At 59.0% G+C, this 19,084-nt stretch carries 17 protein-coding genes and 3 tRNA genes; 9 read left to right on the top strand and 11 right to left on the bottom strand.

Annotation, left to right across the window (positions count from 1 at the left end; translation table 11 throughout):
* Positions 1–18 precede the first annotated feature (18 nt).
* Together BN3002_RS01745 and BN3002_RS01740 are read right to left on the bottom strand one after the other, a co-directional pair.
* Positions 19–1,158, bottom strand: a complete 1,140-nt coding sequence (locus BN3002_RS01745; protein WP_058236334.1) for a D-alanine--D-alanine ligase family protein — start codon at positions 1,156–1,158, stop codon at positions 19–21.
* A gap of 61 nt (positions 1,159–1,219) precedes the next feature.
* Positions 1,220–2,326 carry an NAD(P)H-dependent glycerol-3-phosphate dehydrogenase gene (locus tag BN3002_RS01740; RefSeq protein ID WP_082628479.1) on the bottom strand — a complete coding sequence of 369 codons (1,107 nt, stop codon included), beginning with the start codon at positions 2,324–2,326 and terminating at the stop codon, positions 1,220–1,222.
* A gap of 131 nt (positions 2,327–2,457) precedes the next feature.
* On the opposite strand from BN3002_RS01740, the gene BN3002_RS01735 reads away from it, so the two are divergent.
* Positions 2,458–3,195 (top strand): AMIN-like domain-containing (lipo)protein, encoded by a 738-nt coding sequence (locus BN3002_RS01735; RefSeq protein ID WP_058236333.1) that lies wholly within the window; start codon positions 2,458–2,460, stop codon positions 3,193–3,195.
* Positions 3,196–3,291: 96 nt separating this feature from the next.
* Here BN3002_RS01735 and BN3002_RS01730 read toward each other — a convergent pair whose 3' ends face one another.
* The 4 genes from BN3002_RS01730 to leuC all read right to left on the bottom strand — a co-directional run bounded on the left by BN3002_RS01730 (position 3,292) and on the right by leuC (position 7,745).
* Positions 3,292–4,059: a lysophospholipid acyltransferase family protein gene (locus tag BN3002_RS01730; protein WP_141757377.1), complete on the bottom strand. Its 768-nt coding sequence runs from the start codon at positions 4,057–4,059 to the stop codon at positions 3,292–3,294.
* Between the two features lie 95 nt (positions 4,060–4,154).
* The gene (murA, locus tag BN3002_RS01725) at positions 4,155–5,480 is read right to left on the bottom strand and encodes a UDP-N-acetylglucosamine 1-carboxyvinyltransferase (protein ID WP_058236331.1); all 1,326 of its coding nucleotides are present in this window, start codon (positions 5,478–5,480) and stop codon (positions 4,155–4,157) included.
* A gap of 91 nt (positions 5,481–5,571) precedes the next feature.
* On the bottom strand, positions 5,572–6,222 hold the full coding sequence (leuD, locus tag BN3002_RS01720) for a 3-isopropylmalate dehydratase small subunit (RefSeq protein ID WP_058236330.1): 651 nt from the start codon (positions 6,220–6,222) through the stop codon (positions 5,572–5,574).
* Between the two features lie 110 nt (positions 6,223–6,332).
* Positions 6,333–7,745, bottom strand: coding sequence for a 3-isopropylmalate dehydratase large subunit (leuC, locus tag BN3002_RS01715; RefSeq protein ID WP_058236329.1), 1,413 nt, complete (start codon positions 7,743–7,745; stop codon positions 6,333–6,335).
* 165 nt (positions 7,746–7,910) lie between these two features.
* Here leuC and BN3002_RS01710 point away from each other — a divergent pair, with 165 nt between their 5' ends.
* The 7 genes from BN3002_RS01710 to BN3002_RS01680 all read left to right on the top strand — a co-directional run bounded on the left by BN3002_RS01710 (position 7,911) and on the right by BN3002_RS01680 (position 12,706).
* Positions 7,911–8,645 (top strand): IclR family transcriptional regulator, encoded by a 735-nt coding sequence (locus tag BN3002_RS01710; RefSeq protein WP_058236328.1) that lies wholly within the window; start codon positions 7,911–7,913, stop codon positions 8,643–8,645.
* Between the two features lie 6 nt (positions 8,646–8,651).
* The gene (locus tag BN3002_RS01705; protein WP_058236327.1) at positions 8,652–9,839 is read left to right on the top strand and encodes a glycosyltransferase family 4 protein; all 1,188 of its coding nucleotides are present in this window, start codon (positions 8,652–8,654) and stop codon (positions 9,837–9,839) included.
* Positions 9,840–10,091: 252 nt separating this feature from the next.
* A complete protein-coding gene (locus tag BN3002_RS01700; protein WP_058236326.1) occupies positions 10,092–10,436 on the top strand; it encodes a glycohydrolase toxin TNT-related protein in 345 nt (114 codons plus the stop codon).
* 74 nt (positions 10,437–10,510) lie between these two features.
* Positions 10,511–11,047 (top strand): Imm61 family immunity protein, encoded by a 537-nt coding sequence (locus tag BN3002_RS01695; protein ID WP_157843497.1) that lies wholly within the window; start codon positions 10,511–10,513, stop codon positions 11,045–11,047.
* Positions 11,048–11,079: 32 nt separating this feature from the next.
* Positions 11,080–11,553 (top strand): Imm61 family immunity protein, encoded by a 474-nt coding sequence (locus BN3002_RS01690; RefSeq protein WP_157843496.1) that lies wholly within the window; start codon positions 11,080–11,082, stop codon positions 11,551–11,553.
* 5 nt (positions 11,554–11,558) lie between these two features.
* Positions 11,559–12,131, top strand: a complete 573-nt coding sequence (locus BN3002_RS01685; RefSeq protein WP_154955690.1) for an Imm61 family immunity protein — start codon at positions 11,559–11,561, stop codon at positions 12,129–12,131.
* Positions 12,132–12,136: 5 nt separating this feature from the next.
* Positions 12,137–12,706: an Imm61 family immunity protein gene (locus BN3002_RS01680; RefSeq protein ID WP_154955689.1), complete on the top strand. Its 570-nt coding sequence runs from the start codon at positions 12,137–12,139 to the stop codon at positions 12,704–12,706.
* 145 nt (positions 12,707–12,851) lie between these two features.
* Here the strand turns inward: BN3002_RS01680 and BN3002_RS01675 are convergent, their stop codons facing one another.
* From BN3002_RS01675 to BN3002_RS01655, 5 genes are all read right to left on the bottom strand, one after another.
* Positions 12,852–14,339: a DUF1846 domain-containing protein gene (locus BN3002_RS01675; RefSeq protein ID WP_058236321.1), complete on the bottom strand. Its 1,488-nt coding sequence runs from the start codon at positions 14,337–14,339 to the stop codon at positions 12,852–12,854.
* Between the two features lie 115 nt (positions 14,340–14,454).
* A tRNA-Glu gene (locus tag BN3002_RS01670) sits at positions 14,455–14,527 on the bottom strand.
* A gap of 23 nt (positions 14,528–14,550) precedes the next feature.
* Positions 14,551–14,623 (bottom strand) — tRNA-Glu (locus BN3002_RS01665).
* A 34-nt stretch (positions 14,624–14,657) separates the two neighbouring features.
* Positions 14,658–14,729: transfer RNA gene (locus BN3002_RS01660), tRNA-Gln, on the bottom strand.
* A 104-nt stretch (positions 14,730–14,833) separates the two neighbouring features.
* Complete coding sequence (locus BN3002_RS01655; protein ID WP_058236320.1) at positions 14,834–17,503, bottom strand: DEAD/DEAH box helicase; 2,670 nt, start codon at positions 17,501–17,503, stop codon at positions 14,834–14,836.
* A gap of 153 nt (positions 17,504–17,656) precedes the next feature.
* Here BN3002_RS01655 and BN3002_RS01650 point away from each other — a divergent pair, with 153 nt between their 5' ends.
* Positions 17,657–19,072 carry an alanine/glycine:cation symporter family protein gene (locus BN3002_RS01650; RefSeq protein ID WP_371935767.1) on the top strand — a complete coding sequence of 472 codons (1,416 nt, stop codon included), beginning with the start codon at positions 17,657–17,659 and terminating at the stop codon, positions 19,070–19,072.
* The last annotated feature ends 12 nt before the right edge of the window (positions 19,073–19,084 follow it).

The following is a 19,084-nucleotide window of genomic DNA, read 5'->3' as shown; positions in this document are numbered from 1 at the left end:
CATTACCCCGATCGGATCTCAGCGAAGCCCAAGCGGGCGTGCAAGTGCTTCGCGCAGCAAAGTATCGAGCAGCTGACCGTAATCCACTCCGGAGCTCTCCCACATGCGCGGGTACAGCGAAATGGGAGTGAACCCCGGCATGGTGTTGATTTCGTTCACGGTAATGGCGCCGGTTGAGTCGTTGAAGAAGAAGTCAACGCGTGAGAGTCCTTCACCACCCACCGCGGCAAACGCCTGGATCGCAACATCACGGATCCGGTCGGCGTCTGCCTTCTTTAAATCTGCAGGACACTTGAGCGTGGCAGCTTCCGCGTCCACGTACTTGGAGTTGAAATCGTAAAACTCGCCGTCAGGCACGATAATCTCACCCAGAACTGCGGCACGAGCCGGAGCCCGCTCCCCTGTCTCAGCGCGGGTGGCCAAGACGGCGCATTCAACTTCGCGCCCCTGCAACATTGATTCGACGATGACGCGCGGATCGTGTGCGTGTGCTTCTTCGATCGCCTGGTCCAGCTGCTCCCACTGGTCCACACGCGTGATACCGATGGAGGATCCAGCGCGACATGGCTTGACAAACAGAGGCAATCCGAGGGCACGGATCCGCTCGTGCGCATCGTCCTTGTGATGCGACCACTGCTCAGCCGTCACCAACTCCCAGCGCCCTACGTCTACGCCAGCCTGGCTGAGCACTGTCTTAGTCAGGTGCTTATCCATGCACACCGCAGAAGCTGCCACACCGCATCCCACGTAGCGCACGCCAACCATCTCCAGGAGCCCCTGGATTGTGCCGTCCTCACCGTAGGGGCCATGCAGCAGCGGGAACACAACGTCGATTGCTCCCAGATCGCGTGCCGTCCGCAGGCCCTGGCCACCCTCGTCACTGTCTGACAGTTCAAAGAGGTGTCCGTGCGGCCCCCACACCACGTGTGCGCCCGTCGCGGTGACTTCGTGCCCATGCCCGTCGTGGAATTCAAGGTCATCAGGGTTGTCACTGACGCGCACCCACTGGCCATCCTTCGTAATGCCCACCGGCACAATGTCCCACACGTCGCGGTCGATCGCTGAAAGGATCCCTGCGGCAGTGGCGCACGAAATCTCGTGTTCGCTTGATTGTCCTCCAAAAACCATGAGGACACGGGGTCGGGCTTGAGTCATCATGGCGTTAAGCCTACCGCCGTCCGCCGCGTTTATTGACGAGGGCGCCCCCTGATGCCTCGGCTCACAGCAGTTCGATGCGCCACCCGTCCATCTTCTGAGGGCGCGACATGAGCATCTGACCCATGTGCTCAATGGAGTCACCGTCATGGACCACGCGCACCACGCTCTCCGTGATCGGCATATCCACATCGTGAGCGCGAGCCAGCTGCAGGATCGGATGTGCGGAGCGCACACCTTCCACCACGCCGGGAGACAGTTCGAGCGCTTCGTCCAGGGAAGCTCCGCGCCCCATGCGCACACCCAGCGAGTAGTTACGCGACAGTTTCGATGAGCAGGTCGCCACAAGGTCACCGATACCGGCAAGACCGGCGAAGGTGTCGGCACTGGCTCCCAGTGTCGTACCCAGACGGGTCATTTCAGCAAGGCCGCGGGTGATCAGTGTGGCACGCGTGTTGATTCCCAGGCCCATTCCCTCGGCGGCTCCAATGGCAACGGCGATGACGTTCTTGACAGCACCGGCGATTTCGCATCCAAGTACGTCGCCGCTCACGTAGGGGCGGAATGTTGACGTGTGGCAGGTGCGTGCGATCATCGTGGCGCGCTCGATGTCCTCACATGCCACGACCGTTGCCGTCGGCTGACGGTCGGCAATTTCGCGCGACAGGTTCGGACCGGACATGACGGCCACGCTGGTCGGTGCGAAGCCGGTTGCCTCGCAGATCACTGAATGGACTGTGCGCAGCGTGTCCAGTTCAAGACCCTTGGCCAGGGACAGCAATGTGGCATCGGGGTCCAGTGCGGATGTGGCCTGTTCCAAAGTGGCGCGCACCGCCCCCACGGGCACGGCGATGCATACCAGGTTCGAGTCCTGAATGCACTGCCGGATGTCGGTTGTCGCGTTAATCGCATCGGACAGTGTGACACCAGGCAGGTAGGTTGAGTTTTCATGAGAGTTGATGAAGTCGACGACGCCCTCGTTCCTACCCCACATCGACACGGTGAGGCCGGCCTGGCTCAGGATGTGCGCGAAGGTTGTTCCCCATGCTCCGGTGCCCAGCACGCTGGCGTGGGTGAAGCGCTGTTCAGGTGCGCCTGCCCGTTCCTCGGAGCTGTCCGCCGGAGGCGTGTGGGAGTGAGCGTCGTAGCCGGTCGTTGCGTGAGGTGTCATACATCAACTCTACTGCGTGGGCACTCAGATCGCGGTTGAGCCACAAGTACGAAAAATGGGAGATAAGCTTTCGGGTACTGCCACATGCGCACGAGTGCGCATAAGCGACGCCCTGTAAGGAGATTGTGATCATGGTGCTGCCCGGACCGTACAACGAGGGATCAAAACGTGACAGTGCTTTTCTGCCTGCTGTCGCAGCTGGGATTGCCGCAGCCAGCCTCCTTGTCGCCGGTTGTTCATCAACTCCTGACGAGGGTGCCTCAGCATCCGGTGCCAGCGAGCATTCTCAGCAAAGCACACCCGACACGCCGCAGACACCGAATGAATCTGATGTTTCCAGCTCCGACAGCGACACGGATTCATCCGCGACACCCAATGAGCCGGAAGCGAACCTCTCAGACGAAAAAGATGCAACGTTGCCAGTGAACGTCGATCAATGGATTGACGGTCCCACTCATCAGGAATCCGCTCCTGTTGAAGGCAGCCAGCTCATCTTCCATGACATGCGAGTGGGAGAACATGAGAACTTCTACCGGTTCGTCATCGAATTTTCAGGTGAGGGCCTACCCGGCTGGTACGTTGACCGTGCGGCTCAGCCTCTTGAGCAAGGACGCGGATTGCCGCTGAAAATCCGCGGCGCAACCTTCCTGGATGTGGGCATCGAGGGCACTGCCATGCCGCTGGAGGAAGAAGATCAGAACGTGTATTACTCGGGGCCTCCTCTGCTCAATATCGGGCCGCTGTCGATCATTGAGGACGGCACATTTGAAGGGCGCACGCATGTTGTGATCGGCATGGATCAACAGCGCGTCTATCAGATTGGAATTCTTGAAGACCCGATGCGAGTGGTAATCGACATACGCAAATGAGCCGCCTCATCGCTCAGGTGGTCAGCGGGCAGCGGGCGGAAGAGTCATCCTCGTCGATATGAGTACACGGGGCACAGGCGCCGCATTGCAATGAAATCAGCGTCCCTGGACGCCCCTGCGCCAGTGCCCGAACCGTCCCAGCGTCTTCTTGGCTGGCCCCTGCATCTTGTCAGGATCCCACGGCTGTTCAGGAGCCTTCTCTCCGCGCAATTCCTCTACGCCACGAGTGATGGCCTTCTGGATGCGCTCAGTCGCTTCCACCACCGCTTCGCGGTCCTGCGATCCCTGATCGGAATACAGGTCGGAAAGGTCGACCGGTTCCATGATTGTCATGCGCACTTTGCGCCCGGGACGAATGTCCAGCGCCTTCGAGTAACGCTCCAGGATCGCCTGGGGACCCCACTGTGCAATCGGGATGACCGGGCAGCGAGTATCCAGGGCAAGACGCGCAGCACCCGTCTTGCCACGCATCGGCCAGTACTGCGGGTCACGTGTAAGAGTGCCTTCAATATAGATGCCAACGCACTGACCCGCGTCGAGCGCCTTACGGGCCCCTGCCAGCGAGTCCACAGAATGCGAGGAATTACGCAGCACCGGCACCATGCCAAGTTTCTTCATCACAGCGCCCAGCACCGGCACCTTGAACAGCTCGTTCTTGGCCATGAAGCGGGTCGGAATTCCCAGCTCACCCAGGACAAACGCCACGCACACCGGGTCGGTGTTCGAAATATGGTTCGGGGTCACCAGGAAGCCGCCTGATTCGGGCAGGTTTTCTTCCCCCGTGACATCAAAGTTGATCCACGTGTGCATGATCGGTGAAACCGCCGCCACCGCATTCTTGTACAGGCCTTGAATTCTGCTCACAGTTCACCAGCTTAATCACAGGGGTCGGTCAATAAGGCGTCTTCAATCCGAGCTGTCGGTGCCGCTTGGTTCTTGGGCACTGCCGAGGAGTCGCTTCAGTCGTCAACGTACTGGACGCGGGCGTCCAGCTGGCGCAGTTTGGTCAGGAAATGCTCATATCCGCGCGAGATCACGTCGATGCCGGCCACGTGGGACGTTCCCGTCGCAGCCAATGCTGCGATGAGGTGGGAGAAACCGCCACGCAGGTCAGGCACGGTGATGTCAGCTGCCTGCAGCGGCGTCGGTCCCGAAATCACTGCGGAATGGTAGAAGTTACGCTGACCAAAACGGCAGGGAGTCCCACCCAGGCACTCTCGATACACCTGAATATTCGCCTTCATCTGGCGCAGCGCCTGAGTGAACCCGAAGCGGTTTTCGTACACCGTCTCATGGACGATGGACAGCCCGTCGGCCTGCGTCAGGGCGACAACCAGTGGCTGTTGCCAGTCCGTCATGAACCCGGGATGGACAGCCGTTTCCAGCGCGATCGAATGCAGAGAACCACCAGGATGATAGAAGCGGATACCCTCCTTCTCGATGTCGAAGGCGCCGCCGACCTTCCTGAAGGTGTTGAGGAATGTGAGCATGTCGGGTTGGCGCGCACCCTGGACGTACACATCGCCGCCGGTTGCCAGTGCTGCCGCGCCCCACGATGCTGCTTCAATGCGGTCGGGCAGCGAGGTGTGCCGATATCCAACCAGTTCCTTGACACCTTCAATACGGATGGAACGGTCGGTATCCGGTGAGATGATCGCGCCCATTTTCTGCAGCACGTTGATCAGATCCATGATTTCCGGTTCAACGGCCGCGCCGCGCAGGATCGTGACGCCTTCAGCACGAACCGCGGTCAGCAGTGTCTGCTCGGTGGCTCCCACTGATGGGAACGGCAGGTCCACGACTGTTCCGCGCAGCCCTTCGGCTGGCCGTGACATATGGATGCCGTCGGATCGTTTGTCGACAATCGCACCGAACTGGCGCAGGATCTGCAGGTGAAAATCGATGGGGCGTCCCCCAATGTTGCATCCTCCCAGCTGTGGGATGAACGCTTCACCCATGCGGTGCAGCAGCGGGCCGCAAAACAGGATCGGGATGCGTGAGGATCCGCCCAGAGCATCGATGTCAGAGCGTTGAGCCACTTCAACGTTCGAGGGGTCAATTCTCATGATGCCGCGGTCCTGGTCGAAGTCGACGTGCGCGCCATGCAGGCGCATAAGATTCGACACCACATCCACGTCACGGATCAGCGGAACGTTGTACAGCTCAGAGGGTGTGGTCGCAAGGAGGGCTGCAACCATGGCCTTAGGAACAAAGTTCTTTGCCCCTCGCACGGTAATGCTGCCCGTGAGCGGGTGTCCCCCTTCAACTTCAAGTATCGACGTCATCTGAAGCTCCTCGTGGAAGAATCCGTATTGTCTCACTCTATGACAGTCGAGTGCGCAACGGAGTCTCAGGGAGCGCACTGCTAGGAATCTCTCACTGCTCCTGCTCGTCGCTGGGGCGAGCCGACACGACTGTTTCCTTCGGCAGGGTCCGCACCGGCAGGGTGCGCGGCTTGAAAGAGGGGCGGCGCGCCTCGTACGCTTTGATGGCATCTTCGTTGCGCAACGTCAATGAAATGTCGTCCAGGCCTTCGCGCAGACGCCACGCCGTATAATCGTCGATGTCGAACGTGCAGGTGAACGAGCCGCATGTCACGGTGCGGTTCCCCAGTGACACGGTCATCATGACGCCTGGTTCGTTGCGGAGAAGCTTCCACAGTTGCTGGCAGTCGCCTTCGCTGATCTGCCCGGCCAGCAATCCCTGTTTGCCCGCGTTTCCTCTGAAGATGTCCGCGAACGAGGGGGCCAGAACGACTCGGAACCCGTAATCTTTGAGCGCCCACACCGCGTGCTCACGCGAAGAGCCAGTGCCAAAATCAGGGCCTGCCACCAGGATCGTCCCGTGTTCGTAGGCCGGGTTGTTCAACACAAAGTTCGGGTCTGAGCGCCACGCTGAGAACAATGCGTCCTCAAAGCCCGTGCGGGCAACGCGCTTGAGGTGGACGGCCGGAATAATCTGGTCGGTGTCAACATTCGACCGTTCGAGCGGCACGCCCACGCCACTGACGGTGGTGAATTTTTCCATCTCACTCTTCTTCCACAAGTGTTTTTCTACGATTGCTGGTCCGGTACGTAGGCTGCCATCTGCCCGGGGCTCGTGCGCTGCGCGTAAGGGCGGTGCGCGCGTCGTTCCGGTCAGGCCTGCGGTTCCAGATCGTCCGGGCTGGACAGTGTTCCGCGCACGGCAGTCGCCGCTGCCACCAGTGGCGAGACGAGGTGGGTGCGTCCACCTTTGCCCTGGCGTCCTTCAAAATTGCGGTTCGATGTGGAGGCGGAGCGTTCACCAACCGACAGTTGATCGGGATTCATCCCCAGGCACATCGAGCATCCGGCGTTTCGCCACTCGGCTCCAAAGTCCTTGAAGATCTTGTCCAGGCCTTCATCTTCAGCCTGCAGTCGCACGCGCGCTGATCCTGGGACGACGAGCATTCGCAGGCCGTCAGCTTTGTGGCGCCCGTTGATAATCTTCGCCGCAGCCCGTAGGTCTTCAATACGTCCGTTGGTGCATGATCCCAGGAAAACAGTGTCGATGGGGATCTGCCGCATTGGTGTTCCTGCACGCAGATCCATGTATTCGAGGGCTCGTTCAGCTGCATGCCGCCTGGCTGCGTCACCCATGTTCTCCGGATCGGGCACGCTTGCTGACAGCGGGACGCCCTGACCGGGGTTCGTTCCCCATGTGACGAATGGTTCGATCTCTTCAGCTTCCAGCACCACTTCGGCGTCAAATACGGCGTCGTCATCTGAATACAGTGTGGACCAATATTCCACAGCCTCGTCCCATTGCTCACCCTCGGGCGCGTGGGGGCGACCCTTCAGATAGTCGAATGTGGTCTGGTCGGGAGCAATCATTCCGGCGCGCGCACCGGCCTCAATGGACATGTTGCATATGGTCATGCGGCCTTCCATTGACAGTGCGCGAATGGCTTCGCCTCGGTATTCGAGGACGTATCCCTGCCCGCCACCTGTGCCGATCTTCGCGATGATCGCGAGGATGATGTCCTTGGCTGTCACACTCGGTGACAGCGTGCCGTTGATCGTGATCGCCATTGTCTTGAAAGGGGCCAGCGGTAGTGTCTGGGTAGCCAGGACATGCTCGACTTCAGAGGTTCCGATGCCAAATGCGAGGGCGCCGAATGCACCGTGTGTGGACGTGTGCGAATCGCCGCACACGATTGTCATACCCGGTTGAGTCAGACCCAGCTGCGGGCCGACCACGTGCACGATTCCCTGATCCGAATCTCCCAGTGAATGCAGGCGAATGCCGAATTCTTCGGCGTTGGCTCGCAGCGTGTTGATCTGAGTGCGCGAGGTAAGGTCTGCGATCGGCAGGTCAATGTTGACTGTCGGAGTGTTGTGGTCCTCTGTCGCGATGGTCAGGTCCGGGTGGCGAACCTTGCGCCCGGCCAGGCGCAGCCCTTCGAATGCCTGAGGGCTGGTGACTTCGTGGCACAGCTGCAGGTCGATGTAAAGAAGGTCCGGGGCACCGTTCTCGCCTTTCGTCACAACATGGTCTGCCCACACTTTTTCAGCCAATGTGCCGCTCATGATTCCTCCTTCACGTGTGTCATCACCGTCAGTTCCCTCTGATTCAGCGAATTTTCAGCACCGCCGTCGAACTGGGTGCATAAATACGTCGACAGTGTCTATGGTTAGACACAACACGTGTCTGCAGATTTTGAATCTCAGGACTTGAGATGAGAGGATCACTATATGGACGACGCATCTTCATCAGGCGTCGGGGTTCTCGACAAGGCGACGCTGGTTCTTGACACACTCGAGGCAGGCCCTGCCACTCTTGCCCATCTCGTCGCCGCCACTGGCCTGGCGCGGCCCACTGCCCACCGCCTGGCTGTAGCTCTCGAATTTCACCGTATTGTGGCCCGCGACATGCAGGGTCGATTCGTCCTGGGGCCGCGCCTGAAAGAACTGGCCTCCCAAGCGGGCGAGGATCGTCTGCTGTCAGCCGCTATGCCCGTTTTGATTGCACTGCGCGATCACACCAAAGAATCCACGCAGCTGTATCGCCGCCAGGGCGAATCACGCGTGTGTGTGGCAGCGAGCGAACCGCCGATGGGTCTGCGCGATTCCATTCCTGTCGGCGCAACACTGTCCATGAAAGCCGGATCCGCCGCCCACGTTCTGTTGGCCTGGGAAGAGCCGGACCGCATGCACCGCGGCCTGTACAACGCTTCCTTCAGCGCGACGATGCTGGCACAGGTGCGTCGCCGCGGGTGGGCACAATCTGTAGGTGAGCGCGAAGCCGGCGTCGCGTCGGTGTCCGCTCCGGTGCGTGGACCATCTGGGCGCGTCCTCGCCGCGATCTCCGTGTCCGGCCCGATTGAACGCATGGGACGCCAGCCTGGTCGTCAGCACGGTCCGTCAGTGGTTGCTGCTGCCAACCGCCTGTCCGAGTACCTGCGTTCAGTTGAGGAAATGGAACTGTAGGGCGCTGTGAAAGTCGCCCTCGTCTCTGACTGCTACCCACCGCGACTGGGCGGGATCGAAACGCAGGTGGCGGGGCTGGCTCGAGCGCTCACTGCTGCCGGGCACGACGTCACCGTCATCACTGCCACACCACTTGGATCTGAACGCGGCGATCACACGTCAGTTGAGGACGGGGTACGCGTTCGCCGCCTCACGATGCGTCTTCCGTGGGACATTCCCATTAACCCATTGGCGAGGGTGACTCTCACGCGCGCTCTTCCTACTTTCGACGTGGTACACATCCACACCGGCGTGGTTTCGCCTTTCGCGCGGATGGCAACGAATATCTGCGCGCGCCATGAGATCGCCTGCGTGGTGACGTGGCACTGCATGCTTGACGATCAGCGCCTGTGGTACGGGTGGGCGAATCCGCTGGATGACTGGCAGCGTGCCGGCATTGTTCTGAGCGCCGTGTCGAGCAGCGCAGCTCGGGCCGTTGAACGCTGCGCGCGCGGGCCTGTATCGGTGCGAATTTTGCCCAATTTCATCACCGCTGAACCCTGGGAGACCACCCGAGTGTCCCATGCAGCGCATGCCGGGCTGCTCCAGGCAGAACGGGCACGAGGGCGGGCGGCGATGCCGGTGCCGCTACCGTCCTCACGACCGTCGAGACCGCTGCGAGCGGTGACTGCTACGCGACTGGCGCCACGCAAACGCATCACGCAGCTGGTCGAATGCGTGGTGGCAGCTCACGAGCACGGCGCTGACATTGAACTGCGAGTCTTTGGCGAGGGGCCATTGCGTACCCCGTTGGAAAAGCGCACGGCGGATGCCGATTACATTCACTGGTGCGGACGCAAGTCGCCAGATGAACTGGCCGATGCGTACCGCGAGGCTGACGTGTTCGTCTCCCCTGTTGTTCACGAGGCATTCGGCATTGCTGCATTGGAAGCTCACGCCAGCGGCCTGCCTGTTATTTACCGCAGCGGCAACGGAATCGCTGACTTCTGTACCGACGGTGTGGACGGCGTGATGGCCGGGAGCGATGGTGATATCGCACGCGCACTGTTCGACCTGGCAGTCCAGCCACACAAGTTGGCTGGCCTGCAGCATGCAGCTGCATCTCAGCCGACGCAGCTGACGTGGGAGCGTGGAGCACGAGTCGTCACTGATCTGTACCAGGATGTTCGCTCTAACCATCATTCCTGTCGTTGAGCGCTTCGGTGTTTGTGCGTGCAGACGATGCCTTGAAGGCACAGGCCCGCACATGTGGATCTGCTTGTGAGGTGCTCAGACATTGATCAAATTGATCCGAAGAACAGTTTGAGCAGTACAATCAGGGTTTAAGCCCTTAGTATTCGCTTCTTCCGGGGCACGGATCCTGGAGATTGGAAAAGGGATCCGAGCGTACTCCGTACACCGAAAGTGAGCGGAGGAGGAAATTGGTATCCGGTGAAGGAAGACAAAATGAGCCATGTGCCAGGCGGAAAAATCCGAATGTCTCTTGACGCATTCATAGCTGAATACGGTTGCCATGTGGATCGGATCGGCAAACCACGAGGCACATGGTTGGCTGTAGCACCTGACGGTGTGCCCGTCTCATTCGAGAGCCGTTCGCTGCCGCACAGCGCACTCAAAGAGCCGCACTACTCATACAAGCTCTCCAGTCTGCCGGAAGGCTACTCGATTGAAGTCAGCACAGCGCCGCCATGGTTTGGCTATTCTGGCGGCGCGACACAGTTACAGATCCTTGACGCAGACGGCGAACTGCTGACAGTCTTGGAAGCACTCATCAAAGGGGTCTTGTCGTGATGTCGTTCAACAGCCTTAATGAACCTTTTTTCGAAGAGCTGCAGCAACTGGCGCACTGCAGTAACGCTCATTTCATGCGTAATGCGCTTCACCCATCCTCAATCAGTATCAGCCATTGCGGGGATCCGCTCTATCACCTTGTCCAGCTCAATGAAGGAAAATTCGCATACGGGCTCAGCTCGCGAAACGAACCCATTTCGTTCAGGCTTTTCTCGCCGGACCTCGGCCTCATTACACGCTGGTTCATCTACCAGGCAGGAACGGCGTACCGCTCGGAAAAGCACTATTCGCTGGCTGATCTTCCCTGGTACACGGATCAGCAACGGCCCGGGTACTCTCTGGTGGAAGTAGCTCGAAACACCTACACGCTCAAGACTCCAACCGGCCACGTTCTGCCTATCCGGATGCATGACGACCTCGTCAACAGATATTCACCCACAGTGGAGTTTTCCTACATATGCGATATCCCGGTTCGCGATCTTCTCGACTTCTTCTTGGAGCCAGAGGGTGCCTCCAACCTGGAAGCAATCGTTGCGAATGAAATTGCCCGTAAAGAAAGCACGAAGCGATGCCGTTTCAAAGCCTTGATGAACCTTTTTTCGAAAAGCTGAGGCCGCTGGCGGAAAGTTCGGACGCTCTTTTCATGCGCAATGTGTTCCATCCTCGTTCGATCAGTATCAGTCATGCTGGGGATCCGATCTACCACTTGGCTCAGCTTGAGGATGAGCAGTTCGCATACGGAGAAAGTACGCGAAACGAGGATATCCAATTTACGTTCTTTTCCCCGGATCTTGACCTAGTGACACGCTGGTTCATCTACCAGGCGGGCGAATCATTCCGCTGGGCGCAGCGCGGCTACGCGTCCTTGTACTTTCCGTGTTACACCTATGAACAGCGGCCCGGATACGAACTGGTTGAGGTAGAAAAGTACACGTACACTCTTAAGACGCCAGCTGGCCAGGTCCTGCCTTTCCATATGCATGACGATCTCGTCAACGACTATTCAGAGACTGTGCTGTTTTCTTATATCTGTGATATTCCGGTTCGGGATCTTCTTGACTCTTTCCTAGATCCTGATGGTCGCCCGGCTTTGGAAGCCTTTATCGTCGAGGAATAACGTGTGTGAGGAAGGTTGTAAAGACTGTGTCGTTGATGAGTCTTGATGAGCCGTTTTTCGAGGAGCTGAGGCTGCTGGCGGAATGTCGTAATGCTCTTTTTGTGCGTAATGTGTTTCATCCGAACTCTGTCAGTCTCAGTTACAGTAATGGGGATCCGATTTACCACTTGGCTCAGCTTGAGGATGGGCAGTTCGCGTATGGAGGCAGCTCGCGGAATGAGAGGATTTTCTTTTCGTTCTTTTCCCCGGATCTTGACCTGGTGACGCGCTGGTTCATCTACCAGGCGGGCGTATCTTTCCGCTGGGCGCAGCGCGGCTACGCGTCCTTGTACTTTCCGTGTTACACCTATGAGCAGCGCCCCGGATACGAACTGGTGGAGCTGGAAGCCCGCTGGTACACGCTGAGAACGCCGGCTGGTCGGGTTTTGCCTTTTCGTATGCATGACGATCTCGTCAATGACTATTCAGAGACTGTGCTGTTTTCTTATATCTGTGATATTCCGGTCCGGGATCTTCTTGACTCGTTTCTGGATCCTGATGGTCGTCCAGCCCTCGAAGCATTCGTTGTCGAGGAATAGCGGGTGTGAGGAAGGTTGTAAAGGCTGTGTCGTTGAAGAGTCTTGATGAGCCGTTCTTCGAAGAGCTGAGGCCGCTGGCGGAGAGTTCGGACGCTCTTTTCATGCGTAATGTGTTTCATCCGAATTCAGTCAGCCTCAGTTTCAACAACGGGGATCCGATCTACCACTTGGCTCAGCTTGAGGACGGGCAGTTCGCATACGGAGAAAGTACGCGAAACGAGAAGATTTTCTTCACTTTTTATTCCCCGGATCTTGACCTGGTGACGCGCTGGTTCATCTACCAGGCGGGCGAATCATTCCGCTGGGCGCAGCGCGGCTACGCGTCCTTGTACTTTCCGTGTTACACCTATGAGCAGCGGCCCGGATATGAACTGGTGGAGGTAGAAAAGTACACGTACACTCTTAAGACGCCAGCTGGCCAGGTCCTGCCGATGCGTATGGATGACGATCTGGTCAACGACTATTCAGACACAGTGCTTTTCTCCTATATCTGGGACATCCCGGTCCAAGACCTCCTCAACTCTTTCCTGGACCCCGACGGCCGCCCGGCGCTCACCCGATTCATTGAAGACTAGAAGCGGGTGTCTTCGGATCCCGCCGCAGCGTGGAAGGCGATCGGGGTGACCGCTCAGCAGATTAGCTGGCCTCGTGCGGCGAGGCGGATGACTGCAGCGGTGAGGCGGCGACGGCGCTGACGCAACCGCCGCCATGTACAGCCTCTTACTTGCGGTACAAACTCTTGCGCCAGTACTCCGGCTCAGAGGTGACCTGAATGTCGAGATTGCGGAAAATTCCTTCATCCACGGATCCCAGAATCGTGGTGGTGTGAACCTGGCATCCGCGCAACTGTTTGAGATACTCCAACGCCTTCGCAGCGTTCGGATCAGTATCAGCCGACACGGACAGCGCAATCAGCACTTCATCTGTGTGCAGGCGCGGGTTGCGACTGCCCAGATGCTCAGTCTTCAGAGTCTGAATAGGCGCGATTGAGGAGGGCGCCAGCAGGTCGATCTTCTTATCAATCCCCGCCAGCACCTTCAACGCGTTCAGCAGCATCGCGGCCGAACATCCCAGCAGTTTCGACGTCTTACCTGTGATGATTCGTCCGTCATCGAGCTGCAGCGCACTGGCCGGCAGATGCGTCTTTCTGGCCAGCTCCAGTGCGGGAACCACCACCGGGCGGTCCTGGCGCGTGATGCCCAGTTTGCTCATCACAATGGCAATGCGTTGAGATTCAACTGGATCCTTGACATCACGCTTTTCAGCGACCAGAGCCTTGAAGTAACGGCGGATCACTTCCTGTTTGGCAGCTTCGCGGCATACCTCGTCATCGCTGATGCAGTAGCCAGCCATGTTGACACCCATGTCTGTGGGCGATTCATAGGGACTCTCGCCGACGAGCTCTTCGAGCAGTTGACGCAACAACGGGAAGACTTCCACGTCACGGTTGTAGTTAACGGCCTGTTTGCCGTATGCAGCCAGGTGATAGGGGTCAATCATGTTGACGTCATCCAGGTCAGCCGTTGCCGCTTCATAGGCCAGGTTCACCGGATGGTCCAGTGGCAGGTTCCAGATCGGGAAGGTTTCAAACTTTGCGTATCCGGCCTTGTTCCCTCGAGCAAATTCGTGGTAGATCTGCGACAGGCACGTGGCCATCTTGCCCGATCCCGGCCCCGGGGCCGTTACGACGATCAGGTCGCGGCTGGTTTCGACAAAGTCATTACGCCCGAATCCCTTGTCCGATACCACCGTGTGCACAGCAGCTGGATATCCCTCGATAACGCGGTGACGCGCCACCTTCAGGCCCAGTTTCTCCAGCTTGCGTTTAAACGTCTTGGCCGACTTGTTGTCATCTTCCATCTGCGTCATCACGATGTTGTCAACCAGGAACCCACGTTCGCGGAACACGTCGACCAACCGCAATACGTCCTGTTCGTAGGAAATGCCCAGGTCGGCGCGCACCTTGTTGCGCTGGAGGTCTTTGGCGTTCAAGACGATGAGGATTTCCAGGTCGTCCTTGAGCTGTTCCAACATGGCGATCTTGTTATCCGGTGTGAATCCGGGCAGGACACGCGAAGCGTGCAGATCGTCAAAAAGCTTGCCACCCATTTCCAGGTAAAGCTTGCCGCCTATTTCTTTCCTGCGAGTGGCGATGTGGTCGGACTGTAAAGTGATGTATTTTTCGCGATCGAATCCACTACGGGCCATGAGTCCTCCAAAGGGGGTGTTTCACCGACAAGCCGCCGACAAGCGGATTGCCACCCGGCGACCCTGAAACAGAGGAAGGACGGACCCGCTGTCAGGTCCGTCCTCCAACGTTTCGTACCCCTAATCGGATTTGAACCGATGTTACCGCCGTGAGAGGGCGATGTCCTAGGCCGCTAGACGATAGGGGCTCTGTTCAGTTATGACGCACTTGTACCCCCAATCGGATTTGAACCGATGTTACCGCCGTGAGAGGGCGATGTCCTAGGCCGCTAGACGATGGGGGCCTGTGAATGGACGGCAAGAAAATGGCCGAATCCGCTGGGGTACCAGGACTCGAACCTAGACTAAGTGAACCAGAATCACTCGTGCTGCCAATTACACCATACCCCATGGCGTTGGTTGCACTCACAGTACTGAAACTATTCCTGCAACGAAAGAAAACACTACCCGACGCGGGCTCTCCTGACAAATCCTACGGACGTGGAACAGCTCACCTACCGCGGCCCTACGTCCACAATATGCAGGACAACCCGGTTCGCCTCGTCGGTCGCATCCACGTCCACGACGGCCACGATGCGCCAGTCGCCATCACCGTTGGGATCATCCAACGTCTGCTCAACCAGCCACAGGTTCGACCCCACCAGTTCGTCAGGCACGCCAACTGCCAGTAGTTCAGCCTCGCTCGGATTTTCATTCAAATTGACGAGGGCGCCTGACCGCGCATTCTGATCAATCCCGATCCAGTCGTACTCCGCCCAGTATCGTTCCAGCGCATGATCCCAGCGCTCCTCATCCCATCCGCACCAGCTATCCAGACGCGCCAGAGCGTCCACATCGTCTCGACTCATCAACTCCACGCGTTCGAACAGTGCACGCAGCACGGCGGTGCGCATGGCATGACGGTTGGCGCTGAAAGCAACTGTTCCGTCCTCGCTGGCTCCAAACGCGACTTCCTGTCCTGACGCATCATCCTCACCCTCCTCGCGACGCTGCCCAGATGCCAGGGATTCCCATTCGTCCAGCAGAGAAGAGTCAATGGCGCGGATGAGGTGCGAGAGCCACTCCATGATCGCTGCCACTTCCTCGGTGACAACCCGGTCGGGCAACACCTGCCGCAATGAACGGTATGCATCGGTCAGATACCGCAGGATCACGCCTTCGGAACGCGCCACGTCATAGCGGGAGACAAGCTGCGTGAATGTCATCGCGTGTTCGATCATGTCGCGCACAACAGACTTGGGTGAGATGTGCTGGTCCCCGACCCACGGATTCGTCTGCACGTAGGTGCGGAACGCTTCTTCGAGCAGATCAGCCAGAGGTTGCGGCCACGTCACCTCGGCCAACGCTTCCATCCGCTCGTCATATTCGAGGCCCTCTGCCTTCATCGCGTCCATCGCCTTCGAGCGCGCCATGCGCTGCTGAGCGGCCAGCAGCGGACGAGGATCTTCCAGCACTGATTCGACAACTGAGACGACATCCAGGGCGTATGTGGGTGATTGCGCGTCCAGCAGGTCCACCGCAGCCAGCGCGAACGGCGACAGCGGCTGGTTGAGCGCGAAGTCGTCAGGCAGGTCATGCACCAGACGCACACGCGCCATCCCATCAGATTCAGCCTGCTCAGTGGAGACATGGTCGATGACGCCGGCCTGCCGCAAGGAGCGGTAAATGTCTGCGAGTGCGCGCATATGCGGATTGGAGTCGCGCGGCGGGTCGTCGTTCGTGCGAGCCAGTTCAATGAGGTGCGCAGCGGGGTCATGACGCTGCCCTGCCAGCACGTTAAGCACCATCGAGTGACTGATCGCAAAATGTGACTGGAGACGTTCGGGTTCTGCATCACGCAGACGTTCAAACGTTGACCTCGTCCATGAAATCTGACCCTTCGCGGGTGCTTTCGTGGAGCGTTTAGCCGACTTCTTGGCGGCCTTCTTCGCAGCTGCCTCATCGCGCGCCTGACGGGCCGCTTCCTGCGCGGCGCTGAGCCGAGCCTTTTCGCGCGCAGCCTCCACCTCATGTTCGGGAGCGAGAACGCGGACAAATCCAGCGGTGTCGAATCCCGCGCGCCCTGCTCTGCCGGCAATCTGATGAAATTCGCGTGCCGACAGGTGGCGCATGCGCCGCCCGTCGAACTTCACCAGCGACGTGATCAGCACGGTGCGGATCGGCACGTTGATCCCCACACCCAGCGTGTCAGTGCCGCACACAATAGCCAGGAGTCCCTGTTGCGTCAGGCGCTCGACTAGTCGGCGGTAGCGCGGCAGCATGCCGGCGTGGTGGACACCGATCCCCTGTGCGAGCAGTCCGCGCAACTGCTGCCCGAATCCGCGTGCAAAGGAGACAGTCCTGAGGATGCGGCTGATCTGCTTCTTTTGATCGTCGCTGATCAGGGAGGCCCGATCAAACGCGGCAGCAGTTGAGACGGCGTCATTTTGCGAAAAGTGCACAATGTAGACCGGCCAGCGTCCCTCTTTCAGGAGGCGCTCCACGCAGGTGCGCACGTCCTCGACCACATAGTCGAACTCGAGTGGCACGGGTCGTTGCGCATTGTCGACGAGGGCGACGTCCCGACCGGTGCGTTCTTTCCACTGTTCCTGAAAACGGGTGGTGTCACCGAGTGTGGCCGACAAGGCAATGAACTGTGGGGCGGTCAGTTCCAGCAGCGGCACCTGCCAGGCCCAGCCGCGCTCCGGGTCGGCGTAGAAGTGGAACTCATCCATGATGATCATGTCGGCATCGAGCGCATCGCCCTCGCGAAGGGACTGGTTCGCCAGAATTTCGGCGGTGCAGCACACGATCGGTGCAAGCGGGTTGAGCGAGACATCCCCCGTGACCATGCCGACGTTGTGCGCACCGAACAGCTCGACCAGGTCGAAAAACTTTTCTGAGACCAGCGCTTTGAGCGGTGCCGTGTAATAGGAGCGGCCCGAATGAGCCAGGGAAACGAAATGTGCGGCCAGGGCGATCATGGATTTACCTGAACCGGTGGGCGTGGCTGCGATGACGTGATTGCCCATCACGATCTCCAGCAGTGACTGCTCCTGATGCGGGTACAGGGGTCTGCCCGTTGATGCCGCCCACGACTGGAACGCGCGCACCAGTTCATCGGGGTCGTCCAGATGTCCGGCATCTTCCAGGTCGTCGAGCAGTTCGTTCAGCGGGGCACTCATACACGCCATTGTGTCATTACTTGCCGCAGTCTCACATGGAGGATGACGCAAACATGATATCCGCGTCCTGTGGAAAGATGAGAACCGCTTTGTTAACTAAAGTGCCCATCACGCGATGAGATGAGAGAGGAGCTCGACGTGGAAATTGCCGATATGATCAAGGTCGTTGCGGATTGGATCACCGGTCACATCACCATGTGGATCCTTATTGGTGTCGGTATCTACCTGACAGTTCGCACCCGCGCCGTGCAGGTTCGCCTCTTTGGTCACATGGTCAAGACCGTGGGGTCATCCCGTCAGGACTCCAAAGGCGGGATCTCATCATTCCAGGCTTTCACCATTTCACTGGCAGCCCGCGTCGGCGTCGGCAACGTCTTCGGCGTAGCGGCAGCACTCCTGCTGGGCGGACCAGGCGCAATCTTTTGGATGTGGATCGTGGCAGCGGTTGGCATGTCCACCGCATTCGTGGAAGCGACCCTCGCGCAGGTCTTCAAGGTGAGGGACGCTGATGGTACGTATCGCGGTGGCCCGGCCTACTACATGCATCTGGGTATGAAGAGCAAACCCCTGGCGAACATTTTCGCCATCATCACGCTGCTCACCTGCGCATTCGTTATTACATCCGTTCAGTCCAACGCGATTGCGGAGACAATGGCCGCCGCCACTCCGATGAGCAAGTGGGTCATCGCAGCATTCCTGCTGGCATTTGCAGCACCTGTCATCTACGGCGGCATCCGCTCCGTGGCTCGGGTGACCGAGTGGATGGCACCGATCATGGCTCTGATATATCTGGTGATGGTCTTCATTATCTGCATCATGAACGCAGGCGAGATCGGCAATGTGCTGTCGATGATTTTCCGTTCCGCATTCGCACCTCAACCTGTGGTGGGCGGCCTGGCCGGCGGCATCATGGCTGCAGTGATCAACGGTGTTCAACGCGGCCTGTTCTCCAACGAGGCCGGTCAGGGCACCGCGCCGAACGCGGCCGCAACCGCAACCGTGTCCCACCCTGTCAAGCAGGGCCTGATCCAGTCCCTGGGTGTCTTTGTCGACACAATCATCGTGTGTACGGCAACCGCATTCGTCATCCTCATTGCAGGACCTTCGGTGTGGAGCGCTGAAGGCGTCAACCCCTCGAACCTGACTGCTCTGGCCGTTGCCGACAAGCTCGGCGCGTGGACCACCGTGCCGATGGCACTGATGATCTTTGTCCTGGCGTTCTCCTCCATCATCGCGGCCTACGTGTACTCCGATGTCAACATGGCGTTCGTGACGAAGCGCCCCTGGGCCACGTGGATGGTGCGCACCGTGTCAGTGGCCTCCGTCGTCATCGGTGCAGTTGCCCAGCTTCCATTGGTGTGGAACGCCGTGGATATTGCAATGGCGATCATGACAGTGACGAACCTGGTCGCCCTCGTCGTTCTGGGTCAATGGGCGTTCGGAGCACTGCGCGACTACGAGGACCAACGCAAGGCGGGCGTCAAGGACCCGGTGTTTGTCGGAGTGGATAATCCCCACCTTCCTGCGGACGTTCCCACCGACGTGTGGACCAAGTCGCGTCAGGAGTAGGACGCGTCATCC

The organism is Actinomyces ihuae (assembly GCF_001457875.1).
Classification (GTDB): Bacteria; Actinomycetota; Actinomycetes; order Actinomycetales; family Actinomycetaceae; genus Pauljensenia; species Pauljensenia radingae_A.
The sequence above is the reverse complement of the archived record's forward strand: the minus strand, read 5'-3'. Positions and strand labels throughout refer to the sequence as shown.

Excerpts from the sequence above, each read along its gene's own strand:
- BN3002_RS01655 (WP_058236320.1), bottom strand. The coding sequence starts at position 17,503 with ATGAGTGCCCCGCTGAACGAACTGCTCGACGACCTGGAAGATGCCGGA.
- BN3002_RS01700 (WP_058236326.1), top strand. The coding sequence starts at position 10,092 with ATGAGCCATGTGCCAGGCGGAAAAATCCGAATGTCTCTTGACGCATTC.
- BN3002_RS01745 (WP_058236334.1), bottom strand. The coding sequence starts at position 1,158 with ATGATGACTCAAGCCCGACCCCGTGTCCTCATGGTTTTTGGAGGACAA.
- BN3002_RS01650 (WP_371935767.1), top strand. The coding sequence starts at position 17,657 with ATGATCAAGGTCGTTGCGGATTGGATCACCGGTCACATCACCATGTGG.
- BN3002_RS01675 (WP_058236321.1), bottom strand. The coding sequence starts at position 14,339 with ATGGCCCGTAGTGGATTCGATCGCGAAAAATACATCACTTTACAGTCC.
- BN3002_RS01695 (WP_157843497.1), top strand. The coding sequence starts at position 10,511 with ATGCGTAATGCGCTTCACCCATCCTCAATCAGTATCAGCCATTGCGGG.
- leuD (WP_058236330.1), bottom strand. The coding sequence starts at position 6,222 with ATGGAAAAATTCACCACCGTCAGTGGCGTGGGCGTGCCGCTCGAACGG.
- murA (WP_058236331.1), bottom strand. The coding sequence starts at position 5,480 with ATGACGTCGATACTTGAAGTTGAAGGGGGACACCCGCTCACGGGCAGC.
- BN3002_RS01740 (WP_082628479.1), bottom strand. The coding sequence starts at position 2,326 with ATGACACCTCACGCAACGACCGGCTACGACGCTCACTCCCACACGCCT.
- leuC (WP_058236329.1), bottom strand. The coding sequence starts at position 7,745 with ATGAGCGGCACATTGGCTGAAAAAGTGTGGGCAGACCATGTTGTGACG.
- BN3002_RS01735 (WP_058236333.1), top strand. The coding sequence starts at position 2,458 with ATGGTGCTGCCCGGACCGTACAACGAGGGATCAAAACGTGACAGTGCT.
- BN3002_RS01690 (WP_157843496.1), top strand. The coding sequence starts at position 11,080 with ATGCGCAATGTGTTCCATCCTCGTTCGATCAGTATCAGTCATGCTGGG.
- BN3002_RS01710 (WP_058236328.1), top strand. The coding sequence starts at position 7,911 with ATGGACGACGCATCTTCATCAGGCGTCGGGGTTCTCGACAAGGCGACG.